This window comes from Paenirhodobacter huangdaonensis (assembly GCF_004022465.1).
GTDB classification, from domain to species: Bacteria; Pseudomonadota; Alphaproteobacteria; order Rhodobacterales; family Rhodobacteraceae; genus Rhodobacter; species Rhodobacter huangdaonensis.
The window spans coordinates 308,932-331,217 of record NZ_SAVA01000003.1 but is presented as its reverse complement, the minus strand read 5'-3'; the positions used below and the strand labels follow the sequence as shown (position 1 = coordinate 331,217).

The following is a 22,286-nucleotide window of genomic DNA, read 5'->3' as shown; positions in this document are numbered from 1 at the left end:
CGCGCGGCCGAGAATGCGGGAGCCTCCGGCGGAGGTATTTGGGGCCAAGAAGAATGACAGGCGGAACTTCCCTGAGCGGCGCCGCGCCTCGGGCCGCCGGAGCGGGGGAGACGCGGCGCTTTCTTCCTGGGCGGTCATCGGGACCTCTCCCTGTACCGCAGATCGATTCTTGCAGGGCAAGGTTGAGAATTCCTTTTCTTCTTGGTCGAAATACCTCGGGGGTCCGGGCTCAGAACTCGACGCCCGGCTGGGCCTTGATGCCGGCGCGGAACGGGTGCTTGACCAGCGTCATTTCGGTCACCAGATCGGCGGCCTCGATCAGCGCCTCGGCGGCGTTGCGGCCGGTCAGGATGACATGGGTCATCTCGGGCTTTTCGTCGCGCAGGAAGGCCAGCACCTCATCGAGGTCGAGATAGCCATAGCGCAGCGCGATGTTGATCTCGTCGAGCAGCACCATGCGGATTTCCGGATCGCGGATCAGTTCCTTCGCCTTCTCCCAGCCGGCACGGGCGGCGGCGATGTCGCGCGCGCGGTCCTGGGTTTCCCAGGTGAAGCCCTCGCCCGAGGCGACGAAGCGGCACAGATCGCCGAAATGCGTGGTGATCAGGCGCCGCTCGCCGGTGTCCCAGCTGCCCTTGATGAACTGCACCACGGCGCAGGGCATGTCATGCGCGATGGCGCGCAGGATCATCCCGAAGCCCGACGAGCTTTTGCCCTTGCCCGGCCCGGTATGGACGATGATCAACCCCTTCTCGCCGGTCTTCGTCGCCATCATCCGGTCGCGTGCGGCCTTCTTCCTGGCCATCTTCGCGGCATGGCGGGCGGCGTCGGCTTCGCTCTCGGGCGTCATCGCGGCTCTCCTTCGGCTTGACAAATCGCGCGCCCGGGCCTCTGGTGGCGGCGCGCTGGTTCCTGTCCTACGACAGGCGAAGAGGGAATGCGATAGGGCCTTGCCGGGCCTGAAGCGCAGCCGCCCCCGCGACCGTGACCGGAAAGGTCGCCCAAGCCACTGGCCTTTGGCCGGGAAGGTGGGCGCCCGTTGGGGAAACCCTGGATCCGCAAGCCGGGAGACCTGCCAGCGCTGACGATTACGGGCGGACGGGGTGTGCCGCGACCGGGTGGATTGCCGGTCGCCCGCCTGTGCCCGTCGATCCCTTGGCCAGCCCCCTTTCGCGAACTGGAAAGGACGGGCAATGACCGCGACGCTTCATGTCTGCACCACCTGCCGCAGGGCGGGCGAGGACCCCGGGGAGGGGCCGCGCCCCGGTGCCGTGCTGTTGGCCGCGCTGGCCGGTGGCCCTTGTCCCGAGGGGCTGCGCATCCGGGGTGTCGAGTGCCTCTCGGCCTGTGCGCAGGGCTGTGCCGTGGCGCTGAGCGCGCCGGGCAAGTGGAGCTATGTCTACGGCCGCCTGAGCCCCGACACCGCCGCCGAGATCCTCTCCGGCGCCGCGCTTTATGCGGCGAGCGCCGACGGACTCGTGCCCTGGCGCGACCGCCCCGAGATCTTCCGCAGGCAAAGCCTTGCCCGCATCCCCCCGCAGGAGTGACCATGACCGACCTGACCAAGATCCCCGTCACCGTGATCACCGGCTTTCTCGGCGCCGGCAAGACCACGCTCATCCGCCACCTGATGGCGAACCCGCAGGGCCGGCGCCTGGCGATCCTGGTGAACGAGTTCGGCACCGTGGGCGTCGACGGCGACATCCTGCGCGCCTGTGCCGACGAGAACTGCCCGCTCGACAACATCGTCGAGCTGGCGAACGGCTGCATCTGCTGCACCGTCGCCGACGCATTCATCCCGACGATCGAGGCGCTTCTGGCCCGGCCCGCGCGCCCCGACCACATCCTGATCGAGACCTCGGGCCTTGCGCTGCCGAAGCCGCTGCTGAAGGCCTTCGACTGGCCGGCGATCCGCTCGCGGATCACCGTCGACGGGGTGATCGCGGTGGCCGATGCCGAGGCGGTGGCGGCCGGGCGCTTTGCCCCGGATCTGGCCGCGGTCGATGCGCAGCGCGCCGCCGATGACAGCATCGACCACGAGACGCCGCTGTCCGAGGTGTTCGAGGACCAGATCGCCTGCGCCGATATCGTGCTGCTGTCGAAGGCCGATCTCGCCGGCGAGGCGGGGCTCGCCGCCGCCCGCGCCGCGATCGAGGCCGAGGCGCCGCGCCCGCTGCCGATCCTGCCGATGGTCGAGGGCGCGATCGACCCGGCTGTGGTGCTGGGGCTTGCCGCCGCGGCCGAGGATGACCTCGCCGCGCGCCCCTCGCATCACGACGGCCATGGCGATCACGAGCATGACGATTTCGACACGGTGGTGATCGATCTGCCCGAGGTCGTCGATCCCGACCGCCTTGTCGCCGCGATCGAGCGGCTGGCGGCCGAGCGCAACATCCTGCGGGTGAAGGGCCATGTCGCGGTCACCGGCAAGCCGATGCGGCTTCTGGTGCAGGCGGTCGGCGCGCGGGTGCGGCGGCAGTTCGACCGGCCCTGGGGCGCCGATCCGCGCCGCTCGGCCCTCGTGGTGATCGCCGAGCGCGCCGATGTCGACGCCGCGGCGATCCGCGCCGCGCTGAGCGAGGCCGGCGCCTGATGCATGTCATCTTCCGCGAAAGCCACGGGCTCGAGGAGACCGAGGTGCCGACCGATCTCGGGCAATCGCCCGCGGATCTGGTGGTGCTGTCCTTCTCGGATTCCGATCTTGGCGCTTTCGCGGAGGGCTGGCATGCGGCGGCGGGGACGTTGCCGCCCTTGCGGCTCGCGCCGCTTGCCGCGCTGCGCCATCCGGTCTCGGTCGATACCTATCTCGAGCGCACGCTGGGCGGCGCGAAGGCGGTGCTGATCCGGCTGATCGGCGGCGAGGGCTATTGGCCCTACGGCCTCGCCTCGGTGCAGGATCTGGCGCGGCGGCGGGGCATGGCGCTGGCCGTTCTGCCCGCCGATGGCCGGCCCGATCCGCGGCTGGCCGAGGCCTCGACCCTGCCTGCGGACACGCTTGCCACCCTTGCGGCGCTGTGCGATGCGGGCGGGGCCGAGGCCGCGCGCGCGGCGCTGTGCCACCTTGCCCGCGCCGCGGGCCTGCCCGCGCCCGCGCCCGACGCGCCGGCGGCGCTGCCCGAGTTCGGCTTCTGGACGCCCGAGGCGGGGGTGACCCGCGCGCCTGCGGGCGATGGCGCGGGGCCGTGGGTGCTGATCCCCTGTTACCGCGCCTGGCTGGCGGCGGCCGACATGGCGCCGGTCGCGGCGCTGATCGACGCTTTGCGCGCGGCGGGGTTTCAGGCAACGGCCTGCTTTGCCCCCTCGCTCAAGACGCCGGGCTTTGCCGACTGGCTCGCCCCGCATCTGGCCGCAGCGCCGCCGGTCGCGGTGGTCAACCTCACCGCCTTTTCAGCGCAGGGGGCGGCGGGGCGCACGCCCTTCGACGGGCTTGATGTGCCGGTCTTCCAGGGCGCGTTGTCGACCGCCGCCCGCGCCGACTGGGCCGTGGCCGAGCGTGGCCTGTCGCCCGCCGATCTGGCGATGCATGTGGTGCTGCCCGAGGTCGACGGCCGGATCTTTGCCGGCCTCGTCTCGTTCAAGGCGCCGGCTGCGCGCGACGCGGTGCTGGAGCACGCCCGGCTGATCCACGCGCCCGCGCCCGACCGGATTGCCGCGCTGGTGGCGCGGGTTGCGGCCTGGCACCGGCTGGCCACGATCCCCGCCGCGGCGCGCGAGCTTGCCGTGCTGCTGTCGACCTATCCGGGGCGGAGCTGGCAGATGGCCCATGCCGTGGGCCTTGATGCGCTTGCCTCGACCGGGGCACTGCTCGATGACCTTTTGGCCGGGGGCTACGACGTTGCGCCGGGGCCGGGGGCCGAAGCGCTGGCGACCGCGCGGCTGAGCTGGCCGCTCGCGGAATATCAGGCGGCGCTTGCCACCTTGCCCGCAACGCTGCGCGACGATCTGGCCGCCGCCTGGGGCACGCCGGCCGAGGACCCCGCCTGCCAGGACGGCGCCTTCCACTTCGCCGCGCTGCGCCGGGGCCGGGTCCTGCTTGCCCTGCAGCCCGAGCGCGGCGAGGTCGCGGCGCGTGACGCCGACTATCACGACCTCGCCCGGGTGCCGCGGCACGGCTATGTCGCCTTCTACCTCTGGCTGCGGGCGCAGGGGCTGCACGCGCTCGTGCACATGGGGGCGCATGGCACGCTCGAATGGCTGCCGGGCAAGGCGGTGGCGCTGTCAGAGGCCTGCTGGCCCGAGGCGCTGCTGGGCCCGCTGCCGGTGATCTATCCCTTCATCGTCAACGATCCGGGCGAGGCGGCGCAGGCCAAGCGCCGGCTGGGCGCGGTCACGCTCGGCCACCTGCCGCCGCCGCTGAGCGAGGCGGCGCTGCCCGAGCGGCTGGCCGGGCTCGAGGCGCTGCTCGATGAATATTCGACCGCCGACGGGCTCGACCCGGCGCGGCGCGACCGGCTGATCGGCGCGATCCGCGACGCGGCGGCGGCGAGTGGCGTGGCCGAGGACCTCGGCCTGCCCGCGGGCGCGAGCCCCGCCGAGGCGATCACCCGCATCGACCGCTTCGTCTGCGACCTGAAGGAAAGCCGCTTTGGCGACGGGCTTCATGTCTTCGGCCGGGGCGCCTGTGGCGCGGCCGAGCGCGCGGGGCTGATCGCGGCGCTCGCCGGCCGGCGGGTCGCGCCCGGCCCCTCGGGCAGCCCGGCGCGCGGGCGCGCGGACGTGCTGCCGACCGGGCGCAACCTCTTTTCCGTCGATCCGCGCGCGGTGCCGACGCCCGCCGCCCATGCGCAGGGGGTCAAGCACGCCGAGGAGCTGTTGCGCCGCCATCTGCAGGACCACGGCGACTGGCCGCGTGGGCTGGTCGTCGACCTCTGGGGCTCGGCCACGATGCGCACCGCGGGCGAGGATTTCGCCATGGCGCTGCAGCTTGCCGGGCTGAAGCCGGTCTGGGACGCGCAATCGGGCCGGGTGACCGGGGTCGAGGTGATCGCGGCGGCGCTGCTCGGCCGGCCGCGGATCGACGTGACGCTGCGGGTCTCGGGCCTCTTCCGCGACATCTTCCCGACCCTTGCCCAGCTTTTCGAGACCGGCGCCGCGGCGCTTGCGGCGCGCGAGGAGGCGCCCGAGGACAACCCCTATACCGCCCGCATCCCGCGCGTCTTCGGGCCGCGGCCGGGGCAATACGGGCTCGGCATGGGCGATGTGACCGCCGCGCTGACGCCCGCGGCGCGGGCCGCGGCGGGCGAGGCCTGGCTTGCGGCCTCGGCCCATGCGATCGGCGCGGATGGCGCGGTGCGGCCCGCGCGTGCGGCGCTCGAGGCCCGGCTCGCGGGCGCCGATGCCTTCGTGCATGCGCAGGATCTGCCCGAAAGCGATCTGCTGCTTGCCGTCGATTACGCCGGCCACGAGGCGGGTTTTGCCGCGGCGATGGCGCGGCTCGGGGCGCCGGCGCCGGCGCTTTACCATCTCGACACCACCGATCCCGCCCGCCCCCGCGCGCGCAGCCTGACCGAGGAGATCGCCCGCGTCGTGCGCGCCCGCGCCGCGAACCCGGACTGGGCGGCAGGCATGATGCGCCACGGCTTTCGCGGCGCGGCCGAGATCGCGGCGACGGCCGATCACCTTGCCGCCTTCGCGCAGCTGGCGGATGCCGTGCCGGCGCATCTCTTCGACCTCTATTTCGAGGCGACCTTGGGTCGGCCCGAGGTGACCGATTTCATGGCGGCGGAAAACCCGGGCGCGCTTGCCGCGCTGCGCGACCTGTTCCGGCGGCTGGCCGAGGCGGGACTGTGGCACAGCCGGCGCAATGCAATTGCGGCGGCACTGGAGGATCTGCGATGAGTTTCACCGTGCAGGGCTGGTGCCCGGGCGCGCTGCGCCCGATGGCCTCGGGCGACGGGCTGGTGGTGCGGCTGCGCCCGCCGGGCGGGCGGCTGAGCGCCGAAGCCGCGGCGCGTGTGGCCGAGGCGGCCTTGCGCTTCGGCAGCGGCATCATCGACCTCTCGGGCCGGGCGCATGTGCAGCTGCGCGGGGTGAGCGCGGACAGCCACGCGCCGCTGATCGCGGCCTTGCGCGGGGCGGGGCTCATCGACGCCGACATTGCCGCCGAGACCCGGCGCAACATCCTGGTCACCCCCTTCGCGGATGCCGCGACCGACGCGCTTGCGGCGGCGCTGGCCGGGGTGCTCGCCACCGCACCGGCGCTACCGGGCAAATTTGGCTTTGCCGTCGACACCGGCGCGGCGCCGCTGCTGCAAGGGACCCCCGCCGATATCCGGCTCGAACGCGCGTCGACGGGCGGGCTGATCCTGCGCGCCGAGGGGCTGGCCGAGGGCGCGCCGGTGACCGCAGCCGAAGCCCCCGCCGCGGCAATTGCGCTTGCCCGCTGGTTCGTGGCGGCAGGCGGCGTCATCGACGGCCGCGGCCGGATGGCGGCGCTGATCGCGCGCGGCGCGCGGCCCGAGGGCGCCCTTGCCCCGCGGCTGGCCCCGGCGCCGGCCTGCGCCCCGCCCGGGCCGGGCCTGTGCCCCGCCGGCGCGCTGGTGGCCTTTCCCTTCGGGCAGATGCGGGCCGAGCTTCTGGCGGTTCTGGCCGGCCTTGGCGCGCTGCGCCTGACGCCGTGGCGGATGCTGCTGATCGAGGGGCAGGCGCGCCTGCCCGAGCTGCCGGGCCTGATCACCGACCCGGCCGAGCCGCTGTTGCGCGTTTACGCCTGCACCGGCGCGCCGGGCTGTCCGCAGGCGCGCGCCGAGACCCGGCCGCTGGCCCGGGCGCTGGCACCGCAGTTGCCGCAGGGCGCCGTGCTGCATGTCTCGGGCTGCGCCAAGGGCTGCGCCCATCCGGCGCCGGCCACACTGACGCTGACCGCGACGCCCGCGGGCTTTGACCTGATACCCCGCGGCCGCGCCGCGGACACCCCCTGCCGCCGAGCGCTCGGTGCGGCCGACATTCCCCTCCTGCCGGAGTTTTCCTGATGCCCTACGACTATGAAAAGGACGGCGCGAAGATCTATGCGCAGTCCTTCGCCCTGATCCGCGCCGAGGCTGACCTCGCCCGCTTCACCCCCGACGAGGAGCCCGTGGTGGTGCGGATGATTCACGCCGCGGGGATGGTCGGGCTTGAGCGCGCGGTGCGCTTCAGCCCCGGCATGGCGCCGGCGGCGCGCGCCGCACTTGAGGAGGGCGCACCCATCCTGTGCGACGCGCGGATGGTGAGCGAGGGCATCACCCGCACCCGCCTGCCTGCCGCGAACGACGTGCTCTGCGCGCTGCAGGACCCCGGGGTGCCGGATCTGGCGCGCGCAATGGGCACCACCCGCTCGGCCGCGGCGTTGGAATTGTGGCGGCCGCATCTGGGCGGCGCGGTGGTGGCGATCGGCAATGCGCCGACGGCCCTCTTTCACCTGCTGAACATGCTCGAGGACCCGGCCTGCCCGCGGCCGGCGGCGATCATCGGCTGTCCGGTGGGCTTCGTCGGAGCGGCGGAATCGAAGGCCGCGCTGATCGCCGCCGCGCCGGTGCCCTGCCTGATCGTCGAGGGGCGGCTTGGTGGTTCCGCGATCACCGTCGCCGCGGTGAATGCCCTCGCCAGCCGGAAGGAATGAGCATGGGACGCATCATCTGCGCGGGGCTCGGCCCCGGCGACCCCGATCTGATCTCGGTGCGGGCCGACCGCGCGCTGCGCGGGGCAAGCCAGATCGCCTATTTCCGCAAGAAGGGCCGGCAGGGCCAGGCGCGACGCATCGTCGAGGGGCTGCTGCCCGCCGATGTGACGGAGCACCCGATGGAATATCCGGTGACGACCGAGCTCCCCTTCGACAGCCCGGCCTACAACGCGCTTCTCGCCGCCTTCTACGACGGCTGGGCGGCGCGGCTGGTCACGCTCGCGCAGGCGGGCGATGTCGTCATCCCCTGCGAGGGTGATCCGTTCTTCTACGGCTCCTTCATGCACCTTTACGTCCGGCTGCGCGGCAAGGTCGAGATCGAGGTGATCCCGGGCATCACCGGCATGACCGGCTGCTGGAACGCGACGGGCGAGCCCTTCACCTGGGGCGACGACGTGCTGACCGTGCTGATGGGCACCCTGCCCGAGGACGAGCTCGCGGGGCACATGGCGCGCGCCGATGCGCTCGTCATCATGAAGACCGGGCGCAACCTGCCGCGGGTGAAGCGCGCGCTGGCGCAGGCCGGGCGGCTCGAGGCGGCTTGGCTTGTCGAACGCGGCACCATGCCCGGCGAGCGCATCGCTCGGCTGAGCGAGATCGACGACGCCGACTGCCCCTATTTCGCGATCGTGCTGGTGCATGGCCAGGGCCGGCGGCCGGCGGCGGAGGCGGCGGCATGAGCGGCTGGATCGCGGTTGCGGGGCTCGGGCCGGGGGCCGAAGCGCTGGTGACGCCCGAGGTCAGCGCGGCGCTGGCCGCGGCGACCGATGTCGTGGGCTACATCCCTTATGTCGCGCGGGTCGCGCCGCGGGCCGGGCTGACGCTCCATCCCTCCGACAACCGCGTCGAGCTCGACCGCGCCGCCCTTGCGTTGCGTCTGGCGGCCGAGGGGCGGCGGGTGGTGATCGTCTCCTCGGGCGATCCCGGGGTCTTCGCCATGGCCTCCGCGCTCTTCGAGGCGCTCGAGGCCGCGCCGGAGCACGCGGGCACCGAGATCCGCATCCTGCCCGGGATCACCGCGATGCTCGCCGCCGCCGCGCGGGCGGGGGCGCCGCTTGGCCACGACTTCTGCGCGATCAACCTGAGCGACAACCTGAAGCCCTTCGCGGTGATCGAGCGCCGGCTGCGCGCTGCGATCGCCGGCGATTTCGCCATGGCCTTCTATAACCCCCGCTCGAAGGCGCGGCCCGAGGGGTTCGCGCGTGTGCTCGGGATCCTGCGCGCGGGCTGCGAGCCCGGCCGGCTGATCACCTTCGCCCGCGCCGTCAGCACGCCCGACGAGGCGCTCAGCACCGTGACGCTGGCCGAGGCGCGGCCCGAGATGGCCGACATGCGCACCGTGGTGCTGGTCGGTAATGCCGCGACGCGGCGGGTCGGTCGCTGGGTCTATACGCCGCGCGGGGGGAAGCCGTGAGCGGCGAGCCAGTCACGCACCCCGGCGACATCGGCGCAGACCTCGCGCGGCGGCAGGGCGGGGCGGTCGATCAAGATGACGCCAAGGCCAAGCGCGCGCGCCGCGATCAGCTTCGCCTCGGCCCCGGCGCCGCCGGCGTTCTTCGCGACGACATGGGTGATGCGATGGGTGCGCAGCAGCGCCATGTCACCCTCGGCGCTGAACGGGCCGCGGGCGATCACCGCCTCGGCATCGGGCAGCGGCAGCGGCGCCTCGGGCGGGTCGACAAGGCGCAGCAGATAGTGATTGCCGGGCTTTCCGGCGAAGGGGGCGAGCGTCTGCTTGCCGATCGCCAGAAACACCCGCGCGCCCGCCTCGGGAAGCGCCGCGACGGCGGCCGCGATGTCGGGCACGGAGGTCCAGCGGTCGCCCGGCTCCGCCCGCCACGGCGCGCGTTCAAGGGCGACGAGCGGCACGCCGGTCTCGGCGCAGGCGGCGAGCGCGTTGCGGCTCATCTGTGCGGCGAAAGGGTGGGTGGCGTCGATCACCGCGCCGATGTTTTCGCTGCGCAGGAAGGCCACCAGCCCCGCCACCCCGCCAAAGCCGCCGATCCGGGTCGGCAGCGGCTGCGGCGCCGGTGCCCCGGTGCGCCCGGCATAGGAGAAGAGCGCAGGCAGGCCAGATGCGGCCAGCGCCGCGGCCATGCGGCTCGCCTCGGTGGTGCCTCCCAGAAGAAGGATGCGCGTCATGGCTGAGCCCTGGCTGCTGATCGTCGGTCTTGGCGAAGATGGCCTTGCCGGGCTGCCGGATGCAAGCCGTGCCGCACTCGCCGCGGCCGAGGTGATCTTCGGCGCGCCGCGGCACCTCGATCTGGTCGGCGCCGGGGCGCGCGGCCAGGCCTGGCCCGTGCCCTTCGACATCGCGCCGGTGCTGGCCCTGCGCGGCCGGCGCACGGTGGTTCTGGCCTCGGGCGATCCGTTCTGGGCGGGCGCGGGGGCGGTGCTGGCGGCGGCGCTGACGCCCGGCGAGTGGCGCGCGATGCCGGTGGCGGGGGTCTGTTCCCTTGCTGCCGCGCGGATGGGATGGCGGCTGGAGGAGGCGACCTGCCTTGCGCTGCACGCCGCCCCCTTCGCGCGGCTGCGCCCGGTGCTGTGCCGCGGCGCGTGGGTCATCGCCACGCTGCGCGACGGCGCGGCGGTGGCCGAGCTGGCGCGCTGGCTGGGCGATGCGGGCTTTGGTGCGGTGGAGATCACCGTGCTCGAACGGCTGGGCGGCCCGGCCGAGCGGCTGCGCCGCGCCCGCGCCGAGGCCTTCGATCTTGAGGATATCGCGGCGCCGGTGGCCGTCGCGCTCGATGGCGCGGCGCTGCCGGTGGAGGCCGGCCTGCCGCGCAGCCCGGGCCTGCCCGAGGCGGCCTTTGCCCATGACGGGCAGATCACCAAATCGCCGATGCGGGCGCTGACCCTTGCCGCGCTCGCGCCCCGACCGGGCGCGCTGTTGTGGGACATCGGCGGCGGTTCGGGCTCGGTCTCGGTCGAATGGTGTCTGGCCGGTGGCCGCGCCTGCACGATCGAGCCGCGGCCCGACCGGCTCGACAACATCCGCGCCAATATCGCGGAGTTCGGCCTTGGCGGGCGGATGCAGGCGGTGGCAGGGGCCGCGCCCGCGGCGCTTGCCGGCCTGCCCGCGCCCGAGGCCGTCTTCGTCGGCGGCGGCGGTTCCGAGGCACTGTTCGCGGCGCTGTGGGAGGCGCTTTCCCCCGGCACCCGGATCGTCGCGAATGCCGTCACGCTCGAGACCGAGGCGCTGCTGATCGCGTGCCACGCCCGCCATGGCGGGTCACTGCTGCGGGTCGAGATCGCGCAGGCGGCACCGCTTGGCCGGGGCCGCGGCTGGCAGCCGGCGCGCCCGGTGGTGCAGTGGAGTGTCACCCGATGAGGGCCGCGGGCGTGGGCTTCCGCGCGGCCGCGACGGCGGAGGAGATCACGGCGGCGCTGGCCCCCCTGGGCCGGCTCGATGCGCTGGCGACGCTGCCGGCGAAGGCCGCGGCGTTGCGGGCGGCGGTGGCGCCGCTTGGCCTGCCGGTGCGTGCGGTCGAGGTCGCGGGCGTGCCCACCCCCACCCGCGCGCCGCGCATTCTGGCGGCGCATGGCACCGGATCGGTGGCCGAGGCGGCGGCGCTGGTTGCCGCTGGCCCCGGCGCCCGCCTTGCCGTGCCGCGCCGCATCTGTCCGGGCGGCGTGACCGTCGCCCTTGCCCTGTCCGAAGGAGAGACCGAATGACCGTCCATTTCATCGGCGCGGGCCCCGGCGCCGCCGACCTCATTACCCTGCGCGGGCGCGACCTGATCGCCGCCGCGCCGGTCTGCCTGTATGCCGGCAGTCTGGTGCCCGAGGCGCTGCTCGCCCATTGCCCGCCCGGCGCGCGGATCGTGAACACCGCGCCGCTCGGCCTTGACGCGATCATCGACGAGATTTCCGCCGCCCATGCCGCCGGGCAGGACGTGGCGCGGCTGCATTCGGGCGATCTGTCGGTCTGGTCGGCGATGGGCGAGCAGCTGCGCCGGCTGCGCGCGCTCGGCATTCCCTATGACGTCACCCCGGGCGTGCCCGCTTTCGCCGCCGCCGCCGCGACGCTCGGCGCCGAGCTGACCCTGCCCGGCGTTGCGCAATCGGTGGTGCTGACCCGCACCTCGGGGCGCGCCTCGGCGATGCCCGAGGGCGAGACGCTGGCAAATTTCGCCGCGACCGGGGCGGTGCTGGCGATCCACCTGTCGGTGCATGTGCTGCCGCGCGTGATCGCCGAGCTGACGCCGCATTATGGCGCCGATTGCCCGGTGGCGGTGGTCTGGCGGGCAAGCTGGCCCGACGAGCGGGTGCTGCGCGCCACACTTGGCACGCTCGATCCGGCGGTGGGGGAGGGCGAGCGCACCGCGCTGATCCTCGTCGGCCGCTCGCTCGGCGCCGAGGATTTCGACGAGAGCCGGCTTTACGCAGGGGATTATGATCGCCGCTTCCGCCCGCGCGGTGCGGCGCCGCGCTTCCCGGACAGCGGCGCATGACGGGGCGGATGAGGGGGCGGATGACGGGGGGGCTGCTGATCGCCGCGCCCGCCTCGGGCACCGGCAAGACCACGCTGACGCTCGGCCTGATTGCCGCGTTGCGGGCGCGCGGCGTCGCGGTGCGGCCGTTCAAATGCGGGCCCGATTACATCGACCCGGCCTTTCACGCCGCCGCCGCCGGGCGCGCCTCGGTCAACCTCGATAGCTGGGCGATGACCGCGGGGCAGATCGCCGCGCTCACCGCGTCTGATGACGCGGCGCTGGTGATTGCCGAGGGCTCGATGGGCCTTTTTGACGGGGTCGCGGTGCCGGGCGAGGCGGGGATCGGCGCCTCGGCCGATATCGCGGCGCTGACCGGCTGGCCCGTGGTGCTGGTGCTCGATGCCTCGGGCGCGGCGCAATCGGTTGCGGCGATGGCGCTTGGCTTTGCGCGCTACCGCGCCGATGTGCGGCTTGCCGGCGTGGTGCTGAACAACGTCGCCTCGGCTCGGCACGAGGCGCTGATCCGGCGCGGGCTCGAGGCGGTGGCGATCGAGGTGCTGGGCGTGCTGCCGCGCGCCGCGGGCATCCGCCTGCCCGAGCGCCATCTGGGCCTTGTGCAGGCCGAGGAGACGCACGAGCTCGAGGCGCTGCTGGCCGAGGCGGGGGCAGTGATCGCGCGCTGCTGCGATCTTGAGCGGATGCAGGCGGTGGCATCCGCCGTGCCGATGGACGCTACACCCGCGCCGCGCCTTGCCCCGCCGGGCGGGCGCATCGCGCTGGCTCGCGACGCGGCATTTTCCTTCGTCTACCCGCACCTTCTGGCCGAATGGCGCGCGGCCGGGGCGACGATCGTGCCGTTCTCGCCGCTCGCCGACGAGGCGCCGGACCCGGGCGCCGATGCCTGCTGGCTGCCCGGCGGCTATCCCGAGCTGCACGCGCCGCGGCTGGCTGCCGCCCAGACCTTCCGCGCCGGGCTGCGCGCCTTTGCCGAAACCCGCCCGGTGCATGGCGAATGCGGCGGCTACATGGTGCTTGGCGCGGGGCTCGTCGCGGCCGACGGGGCGCGCTATCCTATGGCCGGGCTCCTCGGGCTCGAAACCTCTTTCGCGACACGCCGGATGCATCTCGGATACCGACTCGCCACGCTTGCGGCGCCCACGCCCTTCGCCCCGCCCGGCACCCGGCTGCGCGGGCACGAGTTCCATTATGCCACGATCCTCGCCCAGCCCGACGCGCCGCTTGCCGCGGTCACCGATGCCACTGGCGCGGCGGTGGCCGAGACCGGCTCGCTGCGCCTCACCCCGGGCGGCGGGCGCGTCACCGGCACCTTCTTCCACCTGATCGCAAAGGCCAGCGCATGACCGGCTTCGTCTCCTTCGTTTCCTCCGGCCCGGGCGATCCCGAGCTGATCACCCTCAAGGCGGTCGACCGGCTCAAGCGCGCCGATGTCGTGCTTTACGACGACCTCGCCTCGGGCCCGGTGCTGGATCATGCGGGGCCGGGGGCGGAGCGGATCGCGGTGGGTAAGCGCGCCGGCCGGCCCTCGGCGAAGCAGGAGCATGTGAATGCGCTTCTGGTCGAGCATGCGCAGGCGGGCAAGCGGGTGGTGCGGCTGAAGTCGGGCGACGCGGGCCTCTTCGGCCGGCTCGAGGAAGAGATCAGTGCGCTTCTGGCCGCGGCCATCCCCTACGAGATCGTGCCGGGCGTGCCCTCGGCCTGTGCCGCGGCGGCGCATGCGGGCATTCCCCTCACGCGGCGGCTGACCGCGCGGCGGCTGCAATTCGTCACCGGCGCCGATGTCACCGGCGGCCTGCCCGAGACGCTGAACTGGGCGGCGCTTGCCGATCCGGCGGTGACCACCGTCGTCTTCATGGGCAAGCGCACCTTCCCCGAGCTTGCCCGCGGGCTGATCGCGCAGGGCCTGCCCGCCGACACCCCCGCGATGCTGGCCGAGGCGGTGGGGCAGGCCGGGCAAAGCTTCCTGCGCGCGACCGTGGCGGAGCTGGCCGAGGTGCTGGCGGGGGCCCGCACCGACCATCCGGCGCTGATCTTCTATGGCCCGCTCGCCCCCTTCGGCCTGCCGCCCGGAGAGACCGGCGACGCTTGACCTCTGCGCGCCGTTGGCGTTTACCTGAACGCCTGTATGGTGCCCATCCCGCGCAAAGCGCCGGGCTTCATCGGGAACGGGGAAGGGCGGACCCAGTTGCGGCGCCCGAAGCCCCGGCCGCCCCCGCGACTGTATGCGGCGAGCGCCCTTCACATTGCCACTGGGGCTTCCCCGGGAAGGCGAAGAGGTGCTGCGACCCGCGAGCCAGGAAACCGGCCAGCAGGCAACCTCAACCGCCGTCGGGTGTGACGGCAAGGAGACCGACATGCATATCGAACCCGGTATCGTCACCGGCGCCAAGCTGGTGCTGAGCTATGCCACCGCTGCCACCGCGGGCGCCTACACGCTGAAGACCGCCTTCGACGCGATCCGCGCGCAGGGCGCCCTGTCGCTGATCGCCCGTTCGGCGATCGCCACCGCCCTCGTCTTCACCTTCTTCGAGGTGCTGCCGCACATGCCCGTGGGCGTGTCCGAGGTGCACCTGATCCTCGGCTCGACGCTGTTCCTGATCCTCGGCGCGGCGCCGGCGGCGATCGGGCTGGCGCTTGGCCTGCTGACCCAGGGGCTGTTCTTCGCGCCTTTCGACCTGCCGCAATACGGGATGAACGTGACCACGCTGCTGGTGCCGCTCTTCGGTCTGCAGCTGCTGGCAAAGCGGCTGATCGCGCCCGGCACGCCCTATGTCGAACTGCGCTATACCCAGGCCCTCGCGCTCTCGACCGCCTATCAGGGCGGCATCGTCGCCTGGGTCGCATTCTGGGCCTTCTATGGTCAGGGCTTCGGCGCGGTCTCGCAGGTCGCGACCTTCGGCGTGGCCTACATGACGGTGATCCTCGTCGAGCCGCTCGTCGACCTTGGCGTGCTGGCGGTGGCGAAGCGCATCCACGCGCTGCGCGGCTCGGCCCTCGTCACCCCGCGGCTTTACGCCTGAGGAGCTGCGGGCGGCGGGGTATCCTGCCGCCCGCAGATGACACGCATGATCGAACTGACCCTCATCGGCATCGGCACCGGCAACCCGGGGCACCTGACGCTGCAGGCGATCGAGGCGATGAACGCGGCCGACCTTGTGCTGATCCCGCTCAAGGGCGCCGGGAAGTCGGACCTTGCCGGGCTGCGCCGCGCGCTGTGCGAAACCCATCTGCGCGTGCCCGGGCCCCGTGTCGTCGACTTCGCCCTGCCGGTGCGGGAGGCGGAAAACCCCTCCTACCGGCAGGGGGTGGACGACTGGCATGACGCCATCGCCGCCGCCTGGGAGCGCGAGATCCGCGCGCAGATCGGCCCCGAGGGGCGGGTGGCGTTGCTGGTCTGGGGCGACCCGTCGCTGTACGATTCGACGCTGCGCATCGCGGCGCGGCTGGCCCGCGTGCTGCCGGTGACGACCCGCGTCATTCCCGGCATCACCGCGGTGCAGGCGCTCTGCGCCGCCCATGCGATCCCGCTCAACGAGATCGGCGCGCCGGTCCTGCTCACCACCGGGCGGCGGCTGCGCGAGGCGGGCTGGCCCGAGGGCGCCGAGACGGTGGTGGTGATGCTCGACGGCGGCTGCGCCTTCACCACGCTTGCCCCCGAGGGGGTGACGATCTGGTGGGGCGCCTTCGTCGGCATGGCCGAAGAGGTGCTGCACGCGGGCCCGCTGGCCGAGGCGGGGCCAAAGATCCTTGCCACCCGCGCCGCCGCGCGCGCCGCGCATGGCTGGATCATGGACATCTACCTGCTGCGCCGCAGTTAACCCGCAAGCTCGAGGAACGCCGCCATCGCCCGGGTGCGGTGGCGCTCGGGGTGGCTGAGCGCGGTGAAGGGCCGCTCGGCGCCGGGCAGGGGGGCAAGCGTGACCGCGCCCGAGGCCGTGGCATGTGCCGGGACCCGTTCGGACAGCGCCGAGATCCCGCCGCCCGCCGCCACCGCGGCCAGCACCGCCTCGTTCGAGGGGAGTTCCAGCACCACGTCGAGCGCCGCCGTGTCGATGCCCAGCCGGCCGAGCGCGGCAAGGGCGACCGAGCGCGTGCCCGAGCCCTCCTCGCGCAGGATCCAGCGGGCCTGCGCCAGCGCCGCGCCGGCGGGCAGCGGCTGCCCTGCCGGGCCGACCAGCACCAGCCGGTCGCGCGCCACCGCGCGGGCGCGCAGCGCGCCCTCGCTCACCGCCCCCTCGACAAAGCCGAGATCAGCCGCCCCGGCGCGCACCGCCTCCGCGACCTGCGCGGTGTTGCCGACATCGAGCCGCAGCCGCACCTGCGGATGCGTGGCGCGGAACCGCACCAGCAGCGCCGGCAGCCAGTAGCTGGCAACGGTCTGGCTGGCCCAGATCCGCAGCATGCCCTGCGGCCGCGCGCCGAGATCGTCGAGCACCGCCCGCGCCGCCTCGAGCCGGTCAAGCGCCGCCCGCGCTTCGGGCACGAAGGCCGCGCCCTCGGCGGTCAGCACGATGCGCCGGCCGATCCGGTCGAAAAGCTGCACGTCATGGGCGCGCTCGAGCGTCGCAAGCGCCGCCGAGACCGCCGATTGCGTCAGGCCAAGCGCCTCGGCCGCGCGGGTGACATGGGCGCGGTCGGCGACGGCAAGGAAGATGCGGAGCTGTTCGGGCGTCATGCGCAATTCATAAGTGAAAACGAACGATTCCACCAGAATTATGAATTGGAATTGTTGAATGCGTCGGGCGATGAGGGGGCATCCAGCGAAAGTTCCTGCCATGACCTCTCTCGTCCTTCCCCGCCCGGCGCTGCCCCCGCGCCTTGTCGCCCCGGGCCTTGCGCTCTGCCTTGCCCTTGCGCTGCTCGCGATGGCGGGGCAGGCGGTGCTTGGCATCGCCGCGCTCAGCCCGCTTGTCCTCGCGCTGATCCTGGGCGTCGTCTGGCGCAATACTGTGGGCACCATCGCCGTGCTGCAACCGGGCATCGCCTTCTCGCTCAAGCGCGTGTTGCGCGCGGGGGTGGTGCTGCTCGGCTTTCAGCTGACGCTGACGCAGGCGGCCTCGGTCGGTGTCTCGGGCCTTGCGGTCATCGCCGTGACGCTGGTCGCCACCTTCACCGTGACGAAACTGCTCGGCCGGCTTCTGGGCGTGCCCGCGCCGCTCGCCGAGCTGATCGCCGCCGGCAGCTCGATCTGCGGCGCCTCGGCGGTGATCGCGGTGAACACGGTGACGAATGCCGATGACGAGGATGTCGCCTATGCCATCGCCTGCGTCACCGTCTTCGGCACGCTCGCCATGCTGGGCGCGCCGATGCTCGCCGCCGCGATCGACCTTGGCCCGCGCGCCTATGGGCTGTGGACCGGCGCCTCGATCCATGAGGTGGCGCAGGTGGTGGGGGCGGCCTTTGCCCGCGGCGAGGAGGCGGGGCATTTCGGCACCATCGCCAAGCTGAGCCGGGTGATGCTGCTTGCGCCCCTGATCCTGACGCTGGGCGCGCTGCGGCGCGAGCGGGCCGAGGGCGCGGCGCGGCCGCCGCTGCCGTGGTTCGTCTTCGGCTTCATCGCGGTGGTGCTGCTGAACACCGTGCTGCCGCCCGCGCCCGCGCTGCATGCGGCGATTGCCAAGGGCACGGCCTTCCTGCTCACCGTGGCGCTGGCGGCGATGGGGCTGGAAACCGACATCCGCCGGCTGAAGGCGCGCGGGCTGCGGCCGCTGGCGCTTGGCGCGATGGCGGCAGTCTTCATCTCGGGCCTCGCCTTCGCGCTGGTGCAGCTGGTGGCGTGATCTTACTCCGGCGCGGTGATCGTCAGCCGCACCGGGGCCAGCCCGGCGATCGTGCCTTCAAGCACATCGCCCGGCCCGACCGCGCCCACGCCCGAGGGCGTGCCGGTCATCACCAGATCGCCCGGCCCGAGGTGATAGAGCGTCGACAGATGCGCGAGCAGCGCCGGCACCGACCAGATCATCTCGCCCAGACCCGAGCCCTGCCGCGGCGCGCCGTTCACAGTGAGCGCGATCGGCTGATCCGCCACCGCGCCGAAGGTGGCGGCGGGGGTGATCCCGGCGACGATGGCCGAGCCCTCGAAATCCTTGCCGGTGTCCCAGGGATGGCGCTTTGCCTTCGCCGCCGCCTGCAGATCGCGCCGCGTCATGTCGAGCCCGACGGCATAGCCGAAGACCGCCGCCGCCGCCTCGGCCTCGCTTGCGCGGAAGAGCGGCGCGCCAAGCGCCACGGTCAGCTCGACCTCGTGGTGCAGGTCCTGCGTTCCCGGCGGATAGGGCAGCGCGCTGCCCGAGGCCGCCAGCGCGAAGGCCGACTTGGTGAAATAGACGGGCGACTCGCGGTCGACCTCGGCGCCCATTTCCTTCGCGTGTTCGGCATAGTTGCGGCCGACGCAGAAGATGCGCCGCACCGGATAGCGCGCGGCACTGCCCGCGACCGGCAGGGTCGGAAGGGCCGGGGCCTCGAACAGAAGATCGGTCATGTCTGTCTCCTTCATGCCTGTGCCGCCAGCGACACGAGCCGCAGGCAGACCCGCACCGCCGCCGCCATGTCCTGCACCGAGACCCATTCGAGCGGGCCGTGGATCTCCTGCATGCCGGTGAAGAGATTGGGGCAGGGCACGCCCATCTCGGTCAGCCGCGAGCCGTCGGTGCCGCCGCGGATGGCGCGGGCGACAGGCTCGATCCCCTCGGCGCGGCAGGCGGCATGGGCGAGCGTCACCGGCGTCATGTCCTTTTCGAGCCAGTAGCGCATGTTGCGATATTGCGGCCGGATCTCGCAGGTGACTTTCGCGCGCGGCTCGGTCGCGGCGATGGCGGCGCAGGCGGTGCGCAGCATCTCGCCGCGCGCGGCAAGACCGTCGAGTTCGAAATCGCGCAAGATGATGCTCAGCTCGACCTCGGCCGCGGTGCCGGTGAGCGCGTAGACATGCCAGAAGCCGTCGCGCCCGGCCGTCACCTCGGGGGTCTGGGTCGCCTGCGGCAACAGCTCGATCAGCTTCGCCGCCAGATGCAGCGCGTTCACCATCTTGCCCTGCGCCGTGCCGGTATGGGTCGAGACGCCGGTGATCTTCACCTTGGCGCCATCGGCCGAGAAGGTCTCGTGCTCGACCTCGCCAAGCGCGCCGCCGTCGAGCGTATAGGCGAAATCGACGCCCAGATCGGCGGGCAGGCGCGGATCGACGCCGTGGCCGATCTCCTCGTCCGGGGTGAAGGCGATGCGCAGCTTCGGATGCGCGATCTCGGGATGGGCGAGCAGATGCGCAGCGAGCGTCATCACCACGCTCACCCCGGCCTTGTCGTCGGCGCCAAGGAGCGTGAGGCCCGAGGCGGTGATGATGTCATCGCCGGTCTTCGTGGCCAGATAGGGCGCGGCCTCGGGGCTCAGCACCAGATCGGGGGCGTCGGGGAAGGTGATCGGCCCGCCGGCATAGTCGCGGATCACCCGCGGCTTCACCCCGGTCGCGTTGTAGGCGGGCGCGGTGTCCATATGGGCGAGCAGCCCGATCACCGGCCCCCCGGCGGTCGCCGGCACCGTCGCCAGCACCGCGCCATACCCGGTCACCGTCACCTCGGCCGCACCGATCGCGGCCAGTTCCGCGGCCAGCATCCGCGCCAGATCGAGCTGGATCGCCGTGCTCGGCTGCGTCGCTGAATTTTCGTCGCTTTGCGTGTCGACCGAGGTATAGCGGACCAGCCGCTCTTCCACATCACGCTCGAACTGGGTCATCGCGGATCTCCTTTTCGGCCCGGATCAGGACCCGGCGGCGCGCCGCTGTCAAGCCAAACCCGCCCTTGGCGACGGCCCGGCGCAGGGCTAGAAAGGCGCTCCAAACCCCGGAGGAGAGCATGGACACAGCCGCCCGCATCGCCCGCACCATCGCAGCCGAAATCGACGCCCGCCCCGAGCAGGTGCGCGCCGCGACGGAGCTTCTGGACGGCGGCGCGACGGTGCCCTTCGTTGCCCGCTACCGCAAGGAAGTGACCGGCGGGCTTGATGACACGCAGCTGCGCAAGCTCGCCGACCGGCTGATCTATCTGCGCGAGATGGAGGCCCGCCGCGCCGCCATCGTCTCGAGCATCACCGAGCAGGGCAAGATGACCGACGATCTCGCCCGCGCGCTGGCCGGCGCCGGCACCAAGGCCGAGCTCGAGGACATCTATCTGCCCTACAAGCCGAAGCGCCGCACCAAGGCGATGATCGCGCGCGAAAACGGGCTTGCGCCCCTCGCCGAGGGCATCCTTGCCGATCGCCGTGCCGATCCCGAGGCGCTGGCGCAGGGCTTCGTGACCGAGGCGGTGCCGACGGTGAAGGACGCGCTGACCGGGGCGCGCGAGATCGTCGCCGAGGGGCTGGTCGAGAACGCGACCCTTCTGGGCGAGCTGCGCAGCTTCCTCGCCCGCGAGGCGAAGGTGACGGCGAAGGTCGTCGCCGGGCAGGAGGAGAAGGGCGCGAAATTCTCGGATTACTTCGACCATGCCGAGGATTGGGCGACGATCCCGAGCCACCGCGCGCTGGCGCTGCTGCGCGCCTCGAACGAGGGGGTGGTGACGCTCGACATCGGGCCCGACGAGGCCGGCGCGGAACGTGCCGTCGCCATGGTCGGCGCGGTGCTCGATGCGCGCACGCAGGCGCCCGGCGATGTCTGGCTGCGCACGGTGGCGGGCTGGACCTGGCGGGTGAAGCTGTCGCTGTCGATGATGCTCGATCTGACCGCCGAGATGCGCGGCCGGGCGCAGGAAGAGGCGATCGCCGTCTTCTCGCGCAACCTCAAGGATCTGCTGCTGGCGGCGCCCGCGGGTTCGAAGGCGACGCTCGGTCTTGACCCGGGCATCCGCACCGGGGTCAAGGCGGCGGTCGTTGATGCCACCGGCAAGCTTGTGGCCACCGACACGTTCTATCCGTTCCAGCCGAAGAACGGTGTGCGCGGCGCGCAGGCGGCGATCCTGCGGCTGGTCTCGGCGCATGGGGTCGCGCTGATCGCGATCGGCAACGGCACCGCCAGCCGCGAGACCGAGCGGCTGGTCGCCGACACGCTGAAGCTGCTGCCCGCGGGCGTGACGGCGCCGGTGAAGGTGGTGGTGTCCGAGGCCGGCGCCTCGGTCTATTCCGCCTCGGAGCTTGCGGCGCGCGAATTCCCCGGGCTCGATGTCAGCCTGCGCGGCGCGGTTTCGATCGCGCGGCGGCTGCAGGACCCGCTGGCCGAGCTGGTGAAGATCGAGCCGAAGTCGATCGGCGTCGGGCAATATCAGCACGACGTCGACCAGTCGAAGCTCGGCCGTGCGCTCGAGGGCGTGGTCGAGGATGCGGTGAACGCCGTGGGCGTCGATCTGAACACCGCCTCGGCGCCGCTGCTGGCCCATGTCTCGGGGCTCGGGCCGGGGCTGGCCGAGGCGATCGTCGCGCATCGCGACGAGAATGGCGCCTTCCGCTCGCGCAAGGAACTGCTGAAGGTCAGCCGCCTCGGGCCGCGCGCCTTCGAGCAATGCGCGGGCTTCCTGCGCATCCGCGAGGGCGACGAACCGCTCGACGCCTCGGCGGTGCACCCCGAGGCCTATGACGTGGCGCGCCGGATCGTGACCGCCTGCGGCCGCGACATCCGCACCCTGATGGCCGATAGCGCCGCGCTGAAGCGGCTGAACGCGGCCGATTTCGTCGATGCGCGGTTCGGCCTGCCCACGGTGCGCGACATCCTGAGCGAGCTGGAAAAACCCGGGCGCGACCCGCGACCGAGCTTCGTCACCGCGACCTTCGCCGACGGTGTCGAGGACATCAAGGACCTGAAGCCGGGGATGCAGCTCGAGGGCACGGTGACCAACGTCGCGGCCTTTGGCGCCTTCGTCGACATCGGCGTGCATCAGGACGGGCTCGTTCACATCAGCCAGCTTGCCGACCGTTTCGTGAAGGACCCGCATGAGGTGGTGAAGGCGGGCGACGTGGTGCGGGTGCGGGTGACCGAGGTCGACGTGGCGCGCAAGCGCATCGGGCTGACCATGCGCAAGGACGGCGGCGCCTCGGCGAGCGAGGAACGCGCCGCGCGCGGGCCGCAGGGCGCGCCGAAGGGGCGGGGCCCGAAAGCGCCGATGAGCGCCGGGCCGAAGGGCAACTCGGGTGCCGCGACCGGCGCTTTCGGGGCTGCGCTTCTGGACGCGATGAAGCGGCGCTGAACGGCG

Annotated in this window: 21 protein-coding genes and 2 riboswitches; of the genes, 16 read left to right on the top strand and 5 right to left on the bottom strand. The window is 72.8% G+C overall.

The annotated features are described in order from the left end of the window. Positions 1-229: 229 nt before the first annotated feature. A complete protein-coding gene (cobO, locus tag EOW66_RS07170; RefSeq protein ID WP_128155738.1) occupies positions 230-850 on the bottom strand; it encodes a cob(I)yrinic acid a,c-diamide adenosyltransferase in 621 nt (206 codons plus the stop codon). Positions 851-890: 40 nt separating this feature from the next. After that, a riboswitch (cobalamin riboswitch) is annotated at positions 891-1,094 on the top strand. Between the two features lie 99 nt (positions 1,095-1,193). Here cobO and EOW66_RS07165 point away from each other — a divergent pair. The 7 genes from EOW66_RS07165 to cobJ are packed head-to-tail and all read left to right on the top strand — an operon-like array spanning position 1,194 to position 9,074. Beyond that, positions 1,194-1,547: a DUF1636 family protein gene (locus tag EOW66_RS07165; protein WP_128155737.1), complete on the top strand. Its 354-nt coding sequence runs from the start codon at positions 1,194-1,196 to the stop codon at positions 1,545-1,547. Between the two features lie 2 nt (positions 1,548-1,549). Then, the gene (gene cobW, locus EOW66_RS07160; protein ID WP_128155736.1) at positions 1,550-2,593 is read left to right on the top strand and encodes a cobalamin biosynthesis protein CobW; all 1,044 of its coding nucleotides are present in this window, start codon (positions 1,550-1,552) and stop codon (positions 2,591-2,593) included. Further along, entirely contained in the window at positions 2,593-5,838 is a 3,246-nt protein-coding gene (gene cobN / locus EOW66_RS07155; protein ID WP_128155735.1) for a cobaltochelatase subunit CobN, read from the top strand. The genes cobW and cobN overlap by 1 nt, the downstream gene beginning before the upstream one ends. Beyond that, positions 5,835-6,971 (top strand): precorrin-3B synthase, encoded by a 1,137-nt coding sequence (gene cobG, locus EOW66_RS07150; RefSeq protein WP_128155734.1) that lies wholly within the window; start codon positions 5,835-5,837, stop codon positions 6,969-6,971. Before cobN ends, cobG begins: the two co-directional genes overlap by 4 nt. After that, entirely contained in the window at positions 6,971-7,600 is a 630-nt protein-coding gene (locus tag EOW66_RS07145) for a precorrin-8X methylmutase (RefSeq protein WP_128155733.1), read from the top strand. The genes cobG and EOW66_RS07145 overlap by 1 nt, the downstream gene beginning before the upstream one ends. 2 nt (positions 7,601-7,602) lie before the next feature. Next, positions 7,603-8,340, top strand: a complete 738-nt coding sequence (locus EOW66_RS07140; RefSeq protein WP_128155732.1) for a precorrin-2 C(20)-methyltransferase — start codon at positions 7,603-7,605, stop codon at positions 8,338-8,340. Further along, positions 8,337-9,074 carry a precorrin-3B C(17)-methyltransferase gene (gene cobJ / locus EOW66_RS07135; protein ID WP_128155731.1) on the top strand — a complete coding sequence of 246 codons (738 nt, stop codon included), beginning with the start codon at positions 8,337-8,339 and terminating at the stop codon, positions 9,072-9,074. Before EOW66_RS07140 ends, cobJ begins: the two co-directional genes overlap by 4 nt. On the opposite strand, the gene EOW66_RS07130 is transcribed toward cobJ, so the two are convergent. Further along, complete coding sequence (locus tag EOW66_RS07130; RefSeq protein ID WP_128155730.1) at positions 9,047-9,802, bottom strand: cobalt-precorrin-6A reductase; 756 nt, start codon at positions 9,800-9,802, stop codon at positions 9,047-9,049. The two genes, cobJ and EOW66_RS07130, sit on opposite strands and share 28 nt — an antisense overlap. On the opposite strand from EOW66_RS07130, the gene cbiE reads away from it, so the two are divergent. The 7 genes from cbiE to cobF all read left to right on the top strand — a co-directional run bounded on the left by cbiE (position 9,801) and on the right by cobF (position 15,932). Further along, on the top strand, positions 9,801-10,991 hold the full coding sequence (cbiE, locus tag EOW66_RS07125; RefSeq protein WP_128155729.1) for a precorrin-6y C5,15-methyltransferase (decarboxylating) subunit CbiE: 1,191 nt from the start codon (positions 9,801-9,803) through the stop codon (positions 10,989-10,991). The two genes, EOW66_RS07130 and cbiE, sit on opposite strands and share 2 nt — an antisense overlap. Further along, the gene (locus tag EOW66_RS07120) at positions 10,988-11,335 is read left to right on the top strand and encodes a cobalamin biosynthesis protein (RefSeq protein WP_128155728.1); all 348 of its coding nucleotides are present in this window, start codon (positions 10,988-10,990) and stop codon (positions 11,333-11,335) included. Before cbiE ends, EOW66_RS07120 begins: the two co-directional genes overlap by 4 nt. Continuing rightward, entirely contained in the window at positions 11,332-12,114 is a 783-nt protein-coding gene (gene cobM, locus EOW66_RS07115; protein ID WP_128155727.1) for a precorrin-4 C(11)-methyltransferase, read from the top strand. The genes EOW66_RS07120 and cobM overlap by 4 nt, the downstream gene beginning before the upstream one ends. Positions 12,115-12,134: 20 nt before the next feature. Then, complete coding sequence (locus EOW66_RS07110) at positions 12,135-13,457, top strand: cobyrinate a,c-diamide synthase (RefSeq protein ID WP_128155726.1); 1,323 nt, start codon at positions 12,135-12,137, stop codon at positions 13,455-13,457. Further along, positions 13,454-14,203 carry a uroporphyrinogen-III C-methyltransferase gene (gene cobA / locus EOW66_RS07105; RefSeq protein WP_128155725.1) on the top strand — a complete coding sequence of 250 codons (750 nt, stop codon included), beginning with the start codon at positions 13,454-13,456 and terminating at the stop codon, positions 14,201-14,203. Before EOW66_RS07110 ends, cobA begins: the two co-directional genes overlap by 4 nt. 19 nt (positions 14,204-14,222) lie before the next feature. Further along, a riboswitch (cobalamin riboswitch) is annotated at positions 14,223-14,438 on the top strand. 30 nt (positions 14,439-14,468) lie between these two features. After that, positions 14,469-15,134: an energy-coupling factor ABC transporter permease gene (locus EOW66_RS07100; protein ID WP_128155724.1), complete on the top strand. Its 666-nt coding sequence runs from the start codon at positions 14,469-14,471 to the stop codon at positions 15,132-15,134. 45 nt (positions 15,135-15,179) lie between these two features. Continuing rightward, positions 15,180-15,932, top strand: coding sequence for a precorrin-6A synthase (deacetylating) (gene cobF, locus EOW66_RS07095; protein WP_128155723.1), 753 nt, complete (start codon positions 15,180-15,182; stop codon positions 15,930-15,932). Here cobF and EOW66_RS07090 read toward each other — a convergent pair. Then, positions 15,929-16,789 (bottom strand): LysR substrate-binding domain-containing protein, encoded by an 861-nt coding sequence (locus tag EOW66_RS07090; protein WP_128155722.1) that lies wholly within the window; start codon positions 16,787-16,789, stop codon positions 15,929-15,931. The two genes, cobF and EOW66_RS07090, sit on opposite strands and share 4 nt — an antisense overlap. Positions 16,790-16,889: 100 nt before the next feature. Between EOW66_RS07090 and EOW66_RS07085 the strand changes: the two genes are divergently transcribed. Further along, on the top strand, positions 16,890-17,894 hold the full coding sequence (locus EOW66_RS07085; RefSeq protein WP_128155721.1) for a YeiH family protein: 1,005 nt from the start codon (positions 16,890-16,892) through the stop codon (positions 17,892-17,894). A gap of 2 nt (positions 17,895-17,896) precedes the next feature. Here the strand turns inward: EOW66_RS07085 and EOW66_RS07080 are convergent, their stop codons facing one another. After that, positions 17,897-18,595 (bottom strand): fumarylacetoacetate hydrolase family protein, encoded by a 699-nt coding sequence (locus EOW66_RS07080; RefSeq protein ID WP_128155720.1) that lies wholly within the window; start codon positions 18,593-18,595, stop codon positions 17,897-17,899. Positions 18,596-18,606: 11 nt separating this feature from the next. Further along, the gene (gene pepT, locus EOW66_RS07075) at positions 18,607-19,842 is read right to left on the bottom strand and encodes a peptidase T (RefSeq protein WP_128155719.1); all 1,236 of its coding nucleotides are present in this window, start codon (positions 19,840-19,842) and stop codon (positions 18,607-18,609) included. A 119-nt stretch (positions 19,843-19,961) separates the two neighbouring features. Here pepT and EOW66_RS07070 point away from each other — a divergent pair, with 119 nt between their 5' ends. Beyond that, a complete protein-coding gene (locus tag EOW66_RS07070; protein ID WP_128155718.1) occupies positions 19,962-22,280 on the top strand; it encodes a Tex family protein in 2,319 nt (772 codons plus the stop codon). The last annotated feature ends 6 nt before the right edge of the window (positions 22,281-22,286 follow it).